Raw genomic sequence first — 14,481 nt, forward strand, 5'->3', positions numbered from 1 at the left:
TTGCGGATCAGAACTTCTCGAGCGTCCGACGGCTAGCGCTGGTCTCACGCGCCACTTCCTTCGGCTTGTAAGCGCAATACCCCGGCCGCGGCCCGATTTTCGGATGATTGCGGCAGGTGTCCGGGCGCTTTTCATAAATAGTGCACAGACGGCTCTTACGATCCAGGTACAGGCAGTCGTTGTTACTCATGCGCTGAAGGGTAAAAATCTCGGTCTTCTGGCTGTAACGCTCGACGATCCCTTCCTTCTGCAGGCGCTTGGCGATGTTCTTCGCTGGCTCGCCGCGTTCGAATTCGTCGACAATACCGATACGGATCAGATCCTTGATCTTGACCTCGACCGGCAATGTGCAGCAACTGGACACGCAGGAACCGCACATCGGCGCAGAGTACTTGGCCCAGGTATCGAGGCGATCGATCTCAGCGGCGGCGATCAGGTTGGACTTCATCATCGGTTGTTACCAGCGTGTGCATCAGGGCGCGCGATCATACCGGGACTGGTGGATTTTTGAACAACCTTTCGCCAGATTTTTTCAGGAAACCTTTAATAACGGCTGTATTCCGGCACGGGCCCTGCATTCTTTCCGGTGCGCGACAAGGTAATGTCGATCTATCTCGCACTATCGGGAAAAACTGCCGAACCAGAGTTCCAACGGCCTGTCTGACCGTCTAGGCTCAACAATTCCACGCTCGCTCGAGGTCTTATCGATGACTCAAGAACCACTTGTTCGCGAAGCAGAGGTGGCCGCATTTCGCGACGCCGTCTTGACCAAACTCACCTATGCGGTGGGCAAAGACCCGGATCACGCCTTCGACCACGACTGGTTCGAAGCCATTGCCCTGGCGGCGCGCGATCACATGGTCGAGCACTGGATGGATCACACCCGGCAGATCTACCGCAAAGGTCAGAAGCGGGTTTACTACCTCTCCCTGGAATTTCTCATTGGCCGGCTGCTCTACGATAGCCTGAGCAACCTCGGCCTGCTGGATGTGGCCCGCGAGGCCCTGACCGAGCTCGGCGTCGATCTTGAACGCATCCGCCTGCTGGAGCCCGATGCGGCCCTGGGCAACGGTGGCCTCGGTCGTCTGGCCGCCTGTTTCATGGAAAGCATGTCGACCCTCGGCATCGCCGGGCATGGCTACGGCATTCGTTATGAGCACGGCTTGTTCCGTCAGGCCATCGTCGACGGCTGGCAGCAGGAGCAAACCGAACGCTGGCTGGATTTCGGTAACCCGTGGGAGTTCGAACGGCCGGAGGTCGTGTACCCGATCGGTTTTGGTGGCAGCGTCGAAACCGTCACCGACGAAACCGGCAAGTCCAAGCAAGTCTGGACCCCGGCGGAAACCGTGCGCGCGATTGCCTACGACACTCCAGTCGTCGGCTGGCGCGGGGCGAGCGTCAACACCCTGCGCCTGTGGCGTGCCCGTGCCGTGGAAGATTTGCACCTGGAGCGCTTCAACGCCGGCGACCACCTGGGTGCCGTGGCGGAAGTCGCCCGGGCCGAAAGTATTTCCCGCGTGCTCTACCCGGCCGACAGCACCGAAGCCGGTCAGGAACTGCGCTTGCGCCAGGAATATTTCTTCGTCGCCGCGTCCCTGCAGGACTTGCTGCGCCGTCATCGCAACATGCACACCTCGGTCCTGACCCTGGGCGACCACGCAGCGATCCAGCTCAACGATACTCACCCTTCGATTGCCGTGGCCGAGCTGATGCGTCAGCTGGTTGACGTGTACGACGTGGCGTGGGACGCCGCATGGCAGGTCACGGTCGACACGCTCTCCTATACCAACCACACGCTGTTGCCGGAAGCGCTGGAAACCTGGCCGGTCGGATTGATGGAGCGCATGTTGCCGCGGCACATGCAGATCATTTACCTGATCAATGCCCAGCACATCGACTCGTTGCGGGCCAAGGGTGTCCACGACTTCGAAGTGCTGCGTGCGGTGTCGCTGATCGAGGAAGACAACGGCCGTCGTGTGCGCATGGGTAACCTGGCGTTTCTCGGTTCCCACAGTGTCAACGGTGTATCCGGGCTGCACACGCAGCTGATGCGCAAGACGGTGTTTTCCGAATTGCACAAGCTTTACCCGGAGCGGATCAACAACAAGACCAACGGCATTACCTTCCGCCGCTGGCTCTACCAAGCCAACCCTGAACTGACCTCGATGATGGTCGATGCCCTCGGCCCGGATCTGCTCAATAACCCCGAAGAACGCTTGCAGGACCTGGAGCCGTTTGCCGAGAAAGCCGCCTTCCGCAAGGCGTTTGCCGAGCAGCGCCTGCACAGCAAGAAAGCCTTGGCGTATATCATCCACGAGCGACTGGGGGTGGCGGTCAACCCGGCGGCGATGTTCGACGTGCAGGTCAAACGGATCCACGAGTACAAACGTCAGTTGCTCAACCTGCTGCACACCGTCGCGCTCTATCAGGCGATCCGTGCCGAGCCGGAAATCGACTGGGTGCCGCGGGTGAAGATCTTCGCCGGCAAGGCTGCCGCGAGTTATCACCAGGCCAAGCTCATCATCAAGCTGACCAACGACATTGCCCGGGTGGTGAACAACGACCCGACCGTGCGTGGCTTGCTCAAAGTGGTGTTCCTGCCCAACTACAACGTCAGCCTGGCGGAGAGCATTATTCCGGCGGCGGATTTGTCGGAGCAGATTTCCACCGCGGGCTTCGAAGCTTCGGGCACCAGCAACATGAAGTTCGGCCTTAACGGTGCGCTCACCATTGGCACCCTGGACGGGGCCAACGTGGAAATGTGCGAGCGCATCGGCGCCGAACACATGTTCATCTTCGGCCTCAGCGCCCAGCAGGTCGAGGCGCGCAAGCAGAACCATGAGTTCAACGCCACGCCGGATATTGCCGCGTCGCACCGCCTCAATGACGTGCTGCAGGCGATTCGCGGCGGGGTGTTCTCGCCGGATGATCCGTCCCGGTATACCGGCTTGATCGATTCGCTGATCGACTACGACCGCTTCCTGGTCTGCGCCGATTTCGATTCCTACTGGGACGCGCAGATGCGCGTTGAAGCCCATTGGCACGACTCTCAAGCATGGTGGCGTTCGGCGGTATTGAGCACCTCCCGGATGGGCTGGTTCTCTTCCGACCGGACCATTCGCGAATACGCCACGGATATCTGGAAAGCGCTGGAATAACTTTTAACGATAATTGAGCGCCAGGCCCGACCGTTGTTGGGCTTGATCGATATACTCAGCACCAGTTTCAGTGGGTGCTGCGCACTCAATCGCGGGCAAGCCTCGCTCCTGCAGGGATCACTGTCTTCTGTAGGAGCGAGGCTTGCCCGCGATGGCGTCAGCACAGACACCACAAGGCAATGGGCCGCTTAGGGATATCGACCATGCAATGGATGTTCATGCTGATTGGGCTGGTGCTGGGCTGGATGCTCGACGAGTCGTTCAGCGATGCGCTGTTGGGCGCACTGCTTGGGTTGGGGATCGGCCAGGCCATTTGCATCGGCCGTTTGGGTTCGCAGGCTGCCGCGCAGCGCCTGCTGCTTGAGCAGTCAAAGGTTGCACTGCATGCAGTCGAGCAACGTCTGGCATTGCTGGAAATGTCAGGCGTCAAATCGCCTGCGGCCAGCGAGCTTTCCCCGCCCCCTGAAGTGGCTCCCGATGCAGTCCCTGAGCAAACCCCCGAATTGATCTGGGAGCTCCCGCCGGAGTTCGAACCCGTAGCCGCTACGACAACCGAAACCAGTCGCCCACCTCCCGTCGATGCCTGGAAACCCAAACCGTTTGCCCGCGAACCGCAACAATCGGCCATCCCTCGCGACCCCGATTTCATCGAGCGCGCTATCGGCGGCGTCCGCGCCTGGCTGTTCGGCGGCAACACCGTGTTGCGTATCGGCGTAGTGCTATTGTTCCTCGGCCTCGCGTTTCTGCTGCGCTACGCCACCGAAGGCATGGTGCTGCCGATTGAATTGCGTTACGCCGGTGTCGCGGCGGTAGCGTTGGGCCTTCTGGGGCTGGGTTGGTGGCTCAGAGCACGCAACAGCCATTACGCCTTGATGCTGCAAGGCACCGGGATCGCGGTGCTGTACCTGACCGTGTTTGCCGCGATGCGCCTGCACCCGCTGCTCGATCCAACGGCTGCGTTAGGCCTGCTGGTTGCAGTGACGGTGTTCTCGGCGATTCTTGCCATTACCCAGGACGCCTTGGGGCTGGCGGCCGCGGCGGCACTCGGCGGTTTCGCCGCACCGCTCCTGACCTCCACCGGCGCCGGCAATCATGTTGCGCTGTTCAGTTACTTCGCCTTGCTCAACGCCGGTATCCTCGCCATCGCCTGGTTCAAGGCCTGGCGTTTGCTCAACCTGATCGGTTTTGTCGGCACCTTCGGCATCGGCTTCGCCTGGGGGCTGCGTTCCTATACGCCCGACCTGTTGTGGAGCACTGAACCCTTCCTGATTGTGTTTTTCCTGATGTACCTGGCCATCGGCCTGCTGTTCGCCCGGCGCAAGCTGCTGCACAGGAGCGACGCGCCCGAGGACGATGGCCACGCGTCGCTGCTGCGCTGGTCGGCGCGCAAGAGCGATTATGTCGATGGCACCTTGCTGTTCGGCCCACCATTGGTGGGTTTCGGTTTGCAATTTGCGCTGGTCCAGCACCTGGAGTTCGCCGCTGCATTCAGTGCGCTGGCGCTGGGCATGATCTACATGGGGCTCGCCCGATTGCTGGCGGGTGGTGGAGCCTTGTTGTTGGCCGAAACCTGTCTGGCGCTGGGGGTGATCTTCGCCAGCCTGGCGATTCCGCTGGGGCTCGATGCCCGCTGGACGGCTGCCGCCTGGGCAGTGGAAGGCGCGGGGATTTTCTGGCTTGGCTTGCGTCAGCAACGACCGCTGGCCCGGGCCTTCGCCTTGCTGCTGCAACTGGGCTCGGCGCTGACGTTCCTCAGTGAGCTGCGAACCGGCGAGAGCAGCCTGCTGGAAGGGTCGCCGCTGGGCGCGTTGATGCTCGGCATGGCGTTGTTATTCAGCTTCTATCAATTACACAGGGCTTCGCCTGATCAGGCATCGCACTGGGAACGTAGAGGGTTGCCGGCGTTGGCCTGCCTCGGCCTGGCCTTCCTCTACTTGCTGGCGCCGTTGTTCTTCTTCATTCAGGGCACGGCAATCAGTTGGGCGCTGGCCGGGTTGGCGACGCTGTTTGTCGGCCTGCGTCTGCAATCGCGCACGTTCCTGTTCACCGCCTTTGCCGTGCAGCTACTGGGTGGCGCGGCATTCCTGCTGGCCGGATCTGATCTGCTCGGGTCATTGGCCGGTGAAGGTTTGCGCCCCTTGGCTCACGGTGGTTTCTGGACCCCGATGCTGCTGGGGCTGGCCGCGCTGTTCGGGGCCTGGCGTCTGCAGCTCGGCAACCCTGCCGCGGCGATCGATGCCCTGAGTTTGCAGCGTTTGTCCGACGTGCTGCTGGTGTGGGGGGCGGGCTGGTGGGCGCTGGCCTGGATCAGTGAAGTGCTGCGTTTTGCCCCTGGGGAAATGCAAGCAACGTTGTTGCTGATGATCGCAGCGGTCAGTGTCGTCTTGTGGGCAGTGTTGGCGTTGCGTCTTGAATGGCCGTCGCTGGCGGTGCTCTGCACCTGTCTGATGCCCGCTGCCGGCCTGGTGTTGCTGGCGGCCTGGCATTCGCGTTATCACCCGGCCGCCGATTTCGGTTGGCTGGCCTGGGTGATGGTGTTCGTTGTGCACTTCATCTCGCTGCGACGTCTGGCGCCGATGCTGCCGGCGCGTCCCCGGAGTGCCGCGCATGTGCTCGGATGTTGGCTACTGATCGGTGTGCTGGCGCTGGAGCTGCGTTACGGCTTGCTGTTGTGGTCCGAGCAATACAACGCCTGGCGCTGGTTGGGCTTGGCGATTCTGCCAAGCCTTTATCTGGTGCTCGCAGCCGCGCCCCGTGCCTGGCCATGGCCGGTGTCGGCTTATTTCCGGGAATACCGTGTGTATGCGGCAGCGCCCTTGGCGTTGCTGATGCTCGGCTGGTTCTGGCTGGCGAACATCGTCAGCGATGGCACCGCCGAGCCGCTGCCCTATGTGCCGCTGATCAATCCGCTGGAGTTGGGCCTGCTGTTCGCGCTGTTTGGCGTCTACGTCTGGTCCCGCAGTGCGGTGACGGCATTGGCGATTCGCCAGGATTACGCCGCGCATGCCACGCAGCTGATCGCCGGGATTTCGCTGTTTGCGTTCTTTACTGCGCTGGTGATGCGCACCGCCCACCACTGGGGCGATGTGCCGTTCGAACTGGATGCCTTGCTCGAATCCATGCTGGTTCAGGCCGGCCTTTCCATCGTCTGGACCTTGATGGCCCTGAGTCTGATGATCGGCGGTCATCTGCGTCATCGCCGCGAGGTGTGGCTGATCGGTGCGGCATTGATTGGCATCGTGGTGGCCAAGCTGTTCTTTGTCGAATTGAGTAACCGGGGCGGGCTGGCGCGGATCGTGTCGTTTATCGGCGTCGGCGTCTTGCTGTTGGTGGTGGGCTATTTTGCCCCTTTGCCTCCCAAGCGCGCCGAGCCTGTGCCGGATCCTGGAAAGCCGGCCCCGCAAACCCAAGGAGTGTCGTCTTGAGTCAAAAGCTGAACCTGATCTGGTTGGCCGCTTTTGCGATGAGTGTGGCGCTGTCGGCCGCTGCCCAGGAAAAACCGGGGGACTTCGCCACGCAATTACCGTTGACCGTCAGCGGGGAAGGGCCGTGGTATCGCCTCGAATTGCCCCTGGCCGTGCAACTGAATGCACGGCAAACCGACCTTGGCGATGTAAGGGTGTTCAATGCCGCCGGTGAAGCCCAGGCCTACGCCTTGGCTCGAGTCCCCGCACAGTCGGCTGAAGATCGCACCCTGACCGACGTGAAATGGTTCCCGCTGTACGACTCGGCGGATGACACCCGGCGTGCGCCGAATGTACGGGTGCAATCGACTGCCAATGGCACATTGGTCCAAGTGCAGCCGTCCAGTCAGCTGGAGGCGGGCGAAGAAGTGCTGCGCGGCTGGTTGCTCGATGCCAGCGGCATCAAGGCGCCGTTGCAGCAATTGATCCTCGACTGGGCCAGCGAGCGCGACGGCTTCCAGCGTTTCACTATCGAGGCCAGTGACGATTTGCAGCATTGGCAATCCTGGGGTGAAGGGCAGGTAGCGCGGCTGACGTTTGCCGACGAACGGGTCGAGCAGCATGAAGTCGGCCTGCCGGGTCAGTCGGCGCGTTATCTGCGCTTGCTGTGGAACACTCCGCAATCGGCGCCGATCCTGACTTCGGCACAACTGGGAAGTGCCCGGAGTTTGCCGACGCCGTTGGTCTGGTCGCAACCTTTGGCTGGCAGCCGCGTGAAGGCGGGCGAATACACCTGGCAATTGCCGATGCGCTTGAATGTCGAGCGTTTGCAGATCGAGCTCAATCAACCCAACAGCCTGGCGCCCGTGACCTTGTCCGGTCGTCGGGAAAGCAGCTTGCCGTGGCAGCCGCTGGGCGGTGGATTGCTCTATCGCCTGACCCAGAATGGCCATGATGTGGTGCAGGATGAATTGCTGCTGCCTGGCCAAATTGTGCAAGAACTCAAGCTGACAGTGGATGAGCGTGGCGGCGGACTGGGTGAGCAGGCGCCGACCGTGAAGTTTGCCGTGCGCGCCACGCAACTGGTGTTCCTGGCTCGCGGGGCCGGGCCTTATACGCTGGCGCTGGGGAATGCGACAGTGAAGGCGGCGAACCTGCCGTTGTCGACGCTGATACCGGATTACAGTGCGGCGAAGCTGGCGACGTTGGGCACGGCTACGGTTGATGGCGGGGCGGTTGTTGCACCGGTGTTGGCGGCTGGAGTCCCGGCGGCGACTGACACGAACTGGAAAAAGTTCGGGTTGTGGGCGGTGTTGTTGCTGAGTGTTTTGTTCCTGGCGGCGATGGCGTTCAGTCTGTTGCGCAAGCCTGCTGCCAGATCCTGAGAATCGCTGGCGCTACGCGCCATTCGCGAGCAAGCCGCTCCCACAGATGTGCGCATTCCATGTGGAAGCGAGCCTGCTCGCGAAGGCGATTTATCTGTCGGTAAAAAAGCCGGTTTCGAACTACGCTCAACGGGGTGCATGAACTCTATCGGGTGTAACACGTCTGATAGGAGGAAATGCGCCCCGACTCGCGTTAAACTGCGCGGGTTTTTAGCCCCCCCATTCCACCGGAGCCTTCCATGTCCCGCGTTACCCTGAGTCGCTATTTGATTGAGCAGACCCGTAGCAACAACACCCCTGCCGATCTGCGTTTCCTGATCGAAGTGGTGGCGCGCGCCTGCAAGGAAATCAGCCACGCCGTGTCCAAAGGCGCCCTCGGTGGTGTACTGGGCAGCATGGGCACCGAAAACGTCCAAGGCGAAGTGCAGAAGAAACTCGACGTGATCTCCAACGAGATCCTGCTCGAAGCCAACGAATGGGGCGGTCACCTGGCCGGCATGGCGTCCGAAGAAATGGACAATGCCTACCAGATTCCGGGCAAATACCCGAAAGGCGCGTACCTGCTGGTATTTGACCCGCTGGACGGTTCGTCGAACATCGATATCAACGCGCCGGTCGGCACCATCTTCTCGGTACTGCGTTGCCCGAACGAGCACCTGAGCCAGAACGAATCCCTGAGCGAAAAAGCCTTCCTGCAGCCAGGCACCCAGCAAGTTGCCGCCGGTTACGCGATCTACGGTCCACAGACCATGCTGATCCTGACCTTGGGCGACGGCGTGAAAGGCTTCACCCTCGACCGCGAAATGGGCAGCTTCGTGCTGACCCATGAAGACATCAAGATCCCGCATTCCACTCAGGAATTCGCGATCAACTCGTCCAACCAGCGTCACTGGGAAGCGCCTGTACAACGCTACGTCGGCGAATTGCTGGCTGGCGAAGAAGGCCCGCTGAAAAAGAACTACAACATGCGCTGGGTTGCCGCGATGGTTGCCGACGTGCACCGTATCCTGACCCGTGGCGGCCTGTTCATGTACCCACGCGACAGCCGCGAGCCATCAAAGCCGGGCAAACTGCGCTTGATGTACGAAGCCAACCCGATGTCGTTCCTGGTTGAACAGGCTGGCGGCGCCTCCACCGACGGCCATCAGCGTATCCTCGACATTCAACCGGAAGGCCTGCACCAGCGCGTAGCAGTGTTCCTCGGCTCGAAAGAAGAAGTCGCACGCGTCACGGCTTATCACAAGGAATAAACATGACCGCGCCCTGGCAGCCGTTGCTCGAATGGTGGTTCGGAACCCTCGAATCCCCACACGACATAGCGGCTGACAAGGGCAAGTTATGGTTCGGCAAGCGCGACAGCCAGGACCTCGAAGCGCAGACGCGTTTCGGGGACTGGGTCGAGCAGGCACTGGCCGGCGGATTGACTGACTGGGCGCAACGCCCCGAAGGTTGGCTGGCCCTGGTGCTGCTGCTCGATCAACTCCCGCGAATGATCTTTCGCGACTCCCCCAAATCCTATTCAGGCGATCTCAGGGCTCAGGCACTGGTAGCGCAAGGCATTGCTGCGGATTTCGACCGGCAGTTGCGACCGATCCAGCGGGTGTTTATCTACCTGGTGTTCGAGCATTGCGAGAATCTGGCGGTGCAGAATGAAGCCGTTTCACGCTATATCGATCTGGTTGCGCAACAGCCGGGGGCCGATCGAGCATTGTTTACCGATTATCTGGATTATGCCGAGAAGCATCGCCAGGTGATTGCGCGGTTTGGACGGTTCCCGCATAGGAATGCGGTACTGGGAAGGGAGTCGACGGCTGAGGAACTGGCGTTTCTTTCGGGGCCTGGTTCTCGCTTTTAGTTTTCTGCTGTAGCTGATGCCGCCATCGCCAGCAGGCTGGCTCCCACATTTGGTTTGTGTCGTTCACAAATCCCCTGTGGGAGCCAGCCTGCTGGCGATGGCGCCAGTGAAAGCAGCTTATATCCGGAAGCTGCCGACCAACTGTTTCAACCGCGCCGCCTGCTGCTCAAGATCCGCACACGCACGCAACGTCGACTGCAAATTCTCCACCCCTTCCTGATTCAGCGTATTGATCTCGGTAATGTCGACATTGATCGACTCCACCACCGCCGTCTGCTCTTCAGTCGCCGTCGCCACCGACTGGTTCATCCCGTCAATCTCACCAATGCGCTGGGTCACGCTGCCCAGGCGTTCACCGGCCTGATTGGCAATGCCGACACTGCTTTCGCTTTGGCGCTGGCTGTCGGTCATGGTGCTGACGGCTTCCCGGGCACCGACCTGCAGTTCCTCGATCATCTTCTGCACTTGCTGCGCCGAATCCTGCGTGCGGTGGGCGAGGTTGCGCACTTCGTCGGCAACCACGGCAAACCCACGTCCGGCTTCACCGGCACGGGCCGCTTCAATGGCAGCGTTCAACGCCAGCAGGTTGGTCTGCTGCGAGATGCTGGTGATCACTTCCAGGATCTGTCCGATGTTGACCGTGTTGCTGTTGAGCGTCTCGATGTTTGCGCACGAGTCGCTGATCTTCGCCGAGAGCTGCTGCATCGCCGCGATGGTTCTATCCACCACTTGCTGACCATCCTCGGCCATGCTGCGGGCATCGCTCGAGTGCTGGGAGGCGAGTGCGGCGTTCTGGGCGATTTCCTGGGCGGCGGCGCCCAGTTCGTTGATGGCCGCAGCGACGCTGCTGGTACGTGAGGCCTGCTGGTCGGAGTTGAACATCGACGAGTTCGAAGCGGCCACTACACGCAAGGCGACTTCGTTGACCTGGCCGGTGGCCGAGGCCACTTCGCGGATCGAGCTGTGAATACGTTCCACAAAACGGTTGAACGAGGTACCCAGCGCGCCGAATTCGTCATGGCCGTGGATGGTCAGGCGTTTGGTCAGGTCACCTTCGCCTTCGGCGATGTCATGCATGGCGCGGCCCATGGTCAGCAACGGCTGCATCAGGAAGCGGATCAACATGCCCAGCAACGCGATGATGAACACCACCGCGATCACCATGGCGATGATCGCCGAGGTGCGCAATTCGCTGAGCATTGCGAAGGCGCTGTCCTGGTCCAGGACCAGCGCGACATACCAGTCCGCCGACGGCACGCCGTTGACGTGGGTGAAGGAGATGAACTGGCGCTTGCCGGCGATCTCGACTTCCTTCATGCCAGGGCTGACGGTTGGCGTACCGTTCGGGTAAGCGTCGGCCAGGCTCTTGAGCGCCAGATTGCTGTCCGGGTGGATCAGGATCTTGCCGTCGGCGCTGACAATGAACGCGTGGCCGTGACCGCCGAAATTCAGCGAGTTGATGATGGCGCTGACGCTGGACAGATCGATGTCTGCACCGGCGACGCCGATCATCTGGTTCTGATGTTTCACCGGGGTGGCAACGGTGATCACCAATTTGCCGGACGAGGCGGCGATGTAGGGTTCGGTGACGATAGTCTGCTGCGCAGTATTGGCCGCCTTGTACCAGCCACGGGCGCGGGGATCATAATCCGCCGCGCGATTGCCGGCCGGGATCGAGAACATCACGCCATCTGCACCGCCGAAGTAACTCAGTTGGAAATTGCCGGTGTAAGCCGGCAGGTCGATGGCGCGCTTGAGGTTGGCTTGGGCGCTGCCATCCACTGCGATCTGCTGGGACAGCGATTGCAGCAGCTGGATACGGCTTTCCAGCCAGGTCTGGATGTTGCTGGTGGTCAGGCTGCCGAGTTCCTGCATCGAGGATTCGGTACTGCTGCGCAAGGTCTGGCGCTGACGATAGTCGTTGAACAGGATGAAACAAGCGAATGCAACGGCCACCACGAGGGCGGCAGCCAACAAAATCTTGTGGCTGAATTTCATGTTTCTGGTCATTAAATGATCTACCGCGGAGGGCTGGTCAACAAAAGTGGGCGGCAAGTTGCCAGAGGAACTGGCTTTGCGTTGCTTCTATGTCGACTGGTCGGCGCCAAAGATTAGGCGTCTTTCGTCAAAACCGACGAAATACTCAACAACCAAAGAACCTGGATATTTCTCGGGAAAAAGGAAGACCAGCCGCCAAACAAATAGCCGGACGGTCAGGGAACCAGAAGTGGGTTTTCTCTTCTAAGCTTCTGCTTGGCAGACATGCCATTCCCCTTCGCCCCAGGAGCTTCACCATGTCGCTGCGTTCTATCGCCCTGATTTCGTTCTGCGTGTTGCTGGCTGCGTGCAGCAAGGTCAATCAGGAAAACTACTCGAAACTGGAGACAGGCATGCCCAAGGCCCAGGTTGAAACCTTGCTGGGCAAACCCACCGACTGCTCGGGCGCGCTCGGCATGTCCAGTTGCACCTGGGGTGACAAAAACAGCTTTATCAGCGTGCAGTACGCCGCTGACAAAGTGCTGATGTTTTCCGGCCAAGGTCTGAAGTAATCCGGGGCGATACGCCCACGGGAGAAAAACAATGAAGCGGTTACTGATTTTACTTTTTGCCGGCCTGGTATTGGCCGGCTGCGCCACTTCTGGCGAAGACCCGTTGGCGCCCAAGACCGTCGACAGTGTCAATCTCAAGCGCTACCAGGGGACCTGGTACGAGCTGGCTCGTCTACCGATGTACTTCCAGCGCAACTGCGCACAGTCCGAAGCCCGTTACACCCTCAAGCCTGACGGCAACGTGCTGGTGTTGAACCGCTGCCTGACGTCGGACTGGCAATGGGAAGAGGCCAAGGGCACGGCGTACCCACAGATTCCGGGCAAGACCGACAAGCTGTGGGTCGAATTCGATACCTGGTTCTCGCGTTTGCTGCCGGGTGTGGCAAAGGGGGAATACTGGGTGTTGTACGTCAGTGAAGACTACAAGACGGCGATCGTTGGCGACCCGAGCCGCAAGTATCTGTGGCTGCTGTCGCGGACTCCGACGGTCAACGGTGTAGTGCGTGAAGAACTGCTGAGCAAGGCGCGTCAGCAGGGCTACGACACCACGCGATTGATCTGGCGTGCGTCCGATACGAAGATGGCCAAAACGTCGAACTGACGATCACTGAAGATCCAATGTGGGAGCGAGCCTGCTCGCGAAAGCGGACTGTCAGTCAACATCTGAGTTGAATTAGACGGCCCCTCGCGAGCAGGCTCGCTCCCACATTTGTTTTGGGGTCAGCCCAGGAGATCGCGCAGGACCTGAGTGAACGCGCGGTTGCTTTCTTCTTCGTCAGCATGCCGCCCATCGCGCACGACCCACTGGCCGTTGACCAGCACATCCCGCACCTGGCGATCGCCACCGGCAAACAACCACCGGTTCAAAATCCCGTCGCCACTGGCCGTCGCCAGGTACGGATCATTGCCATCCAGCACCAGCCAGTCCGCACGCTTGCCAACGGCCAATGCGCCGATCGGCTGCCCCAGCGCCTGAGCCCCGCCATCGAGTGCCGCGTCGTACAGCGTGCGGCCAACCATTGGCTGTTCCGCGCCATACAACCGGTTGCGTCGTTGATCGCGCAAGCGCTGACCGTATTCCAGCCAACGCAATTCTTCCACCACGCTCAAGGACACATGGCTGTCGGAGCCGATGCCCATGCGCCCGCCCTGGGCAAGGAATTCCACTGCCGGGAAAATGCCGTCGCCAAGGTTGGCTTCGGTGGTCAGGCACAGGCCGGCGATGGCGCGACTCTTGGCCATCAGCGTGACTTCTTCCGGGTTGGCGTGGGTGGCGTGGACCAGGCACCAGCGTTGATCGACTTCGGTGTTTTCATACAGCCACTGCAGCGGACGACGGCCACTCCAGCCCAGGCAGTCATCGACTTCCTTCTGCTGTTCGGCGATGTGAATGTGTACCGGGCACTGCTCGTCGCTGGCGGCCAGCACTTCGTTGATCTGCTGCGGTGTTACCGCACGCAACGAGTGGAAACACAGCCCCAGGGACTGTGCCGGCTGCTGCGCCAGGACCGGTTGCAAGCGCGACTGAAGCTTGAGGTAGTTTTCGGTGCTGTTGATGAAGCGGCGCTGACCGTCGTTCGGAGCCTGGCCGCCGAAACCGGAATGGCTGTACAGCACGGGCAGCAGTGTCAGGCCGATACCGGCGGAACTGGCCGCCTGGCTGACGCGCAAGGCCAGTTCGGCCGGGTCTGCGTACGGCTGGCCATTGCTGTCGTGATGCACGTAATGAAATTCCGCAACCGAGGTGTAACCGGCCTTGAGCATTTCGATGTACAGCTGTCGTGCGATGACGCCGAGTTGATCCGGGCTGATTTTTCCGACGAGGCGATACATCAGATCGCGCCAGGTCCAGAAACTGTCGTTCGGATTGCCCGCCACTTCCGCCAGCCCGGCCATCGCCCGCTGGAACGCGTGAGAGTGCAAATTGGGCATACCCGGCAGCAGCGGACCGCTTAACCGTTCGGCGCCATCTGCGTGGGAATCGGCCTGGACATGAGTCAAGACGCCGTCGGCGCTGACCTCAAGACGTACATTGTTGGCCCATCCGTTAGGCAGCAGCGCGCGTTCGGCAAAGAAGGCGGACATGGTTCAGCACCCCATCGTGTGTTATTTGTATATACATATACAGAC

General features: G+C 60.8%; 10 protein-coding genes and 1 pseudogene. 7 read left to right on the top strand and 4 right to left on the bottom strand.

The genetic code is table 11. From position 1 onward, the window contains the following. Positions 1-7: 7 nt before the first annotated feature. A complete protein-coding gene (locus ACA041_RS01525; RefSeq protein ID WP_123596660.1) occupies positions 8-448 on the bottom strand; it encodes a YkgJ family cysteine cluster protein in 441 nt (146 codons plus the stop codon). A gap of 259 nt (positions 449-707) precedes the next feature. Here ACA041_RS01525 and ACA041_RS01530 point away from each other — a divergent pair, with 259 nt between their 5' ends. The 5 genes from ACA041_RS01530 to ACA041_RS01550 all read left to right on the top strand — a co-directional run bounded on the left by ACA041_RS01530 (position 708) and on the right by ACA041_RS01550 (position 9,802). Then, a complete protein-coding gene (locus ACA041_RS01530) occupies positions 708-3,158 on the top strand; it encodes a glycogen/starch/alpha-glucan phosphorylase (RefSeq protein ID WP_497439578.1) in 2,451 nt (816 codons plus the stop codon). Between the two features lie 203 nt (positions 3,159-3,361). Beyond that, positions 3,362-6,583: a DUF2339 domain-containing protein gene (locus ACA041_RS01535; RefSeq protein ID WP_497439579.1), complete on the top strand. Its 3,222-nt coding sequence runs from the start codon at positions 3,362-3,364 to the stop codon at positions 6,581-6,583. Further along, positions 6,580-7,947, top strand: coding sequence for a DUF3999 domain-containing protein (locus ACA041_RS01540; protein ID WP_497439580.1), 1,368 nt, complete (start codon positions 6,580-6,582; stop codon positions 7,945-7,947). Before ACA041_RS01535 ends, ACA041_RS01540 begins: the two co-directional genes overlap by 4 nt. A gap of 239 nt (positions 7,948-8,186) precedes the next feature. Beyond that, positions 8,187-9,197, top strand: a complete 1,011-nt coding sequence (locus tag ACA041_RS01545; RefSeq protein WP_497439581.1) for a class 1 fructose-bisphosphatase — start codon at positions 8,187-8,189, stop codon at positions 9,195-9,197. Between the two features lie 2 nt (positions 9,198-9,199). After that, positions 9,200-9,802 (top strand): DUF924 family protein, encoded by a 603-nt coding sequence (locus ACA041_RS01550; RefSeq protein WP_497439582.1) that lies wholly within the window; start codon positions 9,200-9,202, stop codon positions 9,800-9,802. 117 nt (positions 9,803-9,919) lie between these two features. Here the strand turns inward: ACA041_RS01550 and ACA041_RS01555 are convergent, their stop codons facing one another. Continuing rightward, a complete protein-coding gene (locus tag ACA041_RS01555) occupies positions 9,920-10,684 on the bottom strand; it encodes a methyl-accepting chemotaxis protein (RefSeq protein WP_497441986.1) in 765 nt (254 codons plus the stop codon). 93 nt (positions 10,685-10,777) lie between these two features. Beyond that, positions 10,778-11,812: pseudogene (locus ACA041_RS01560) on the bottom strand (HAMP domain-containing protein); the annotation flags it as partial. Between the two features lie 284 nt (positions 11,813-12,096). On the opposite strand from ACA041_RS01560, the gene bamE reads away from it, so the two are divergent. Continuing rightward, positions 12,097-12,351: an outer membrane protein assembly factor BamE domain-containing protein gene (bamE, locus tag ACA041_RS01565; RefSeq protein WP_497439583.1), complete on the top strand. Its 255-nt coding sequence runs from the start codon at positions 12,097-12,099 to the stop codon at positions 12,349-12,351. Between the two features lie 31 nt (positions 12,352-12,382). Then, positions 12,383-12,952, top strand: coding sequence for a lipocalin family protein (locus ACA041_RS01570; RefSeq protein WP_497439584.1), 570 nt, complete (start codon positions 12,383-12,385; stop codon positions 12,950-12,952). A gap of 119 nt (positions 12,953-13,071) precedes the next feature. Here the strand turns inward: ACA041_RS01570 and ACA041_RS01575 are convergent, their stop codons facing one another. Continuing rightward, positions 13,072-14,436: a formimidoylglutamate deiminase gene (locus tag ACA041_RS01575; protein ID WP_497439585.1), complete on the bottom strand. Its 1,365-nt coding sequence runs from the start codon at positions 14,434-14,436 to the stop codon at positions 13,072-13,074. Between the last annotated feature and the right edge of the window lie 45 nt (positions 14,437-14,481).

The sequence above is a fragment of the Pseudomonas sp. LBUM1676 genome (assembly GCF_059695605.1).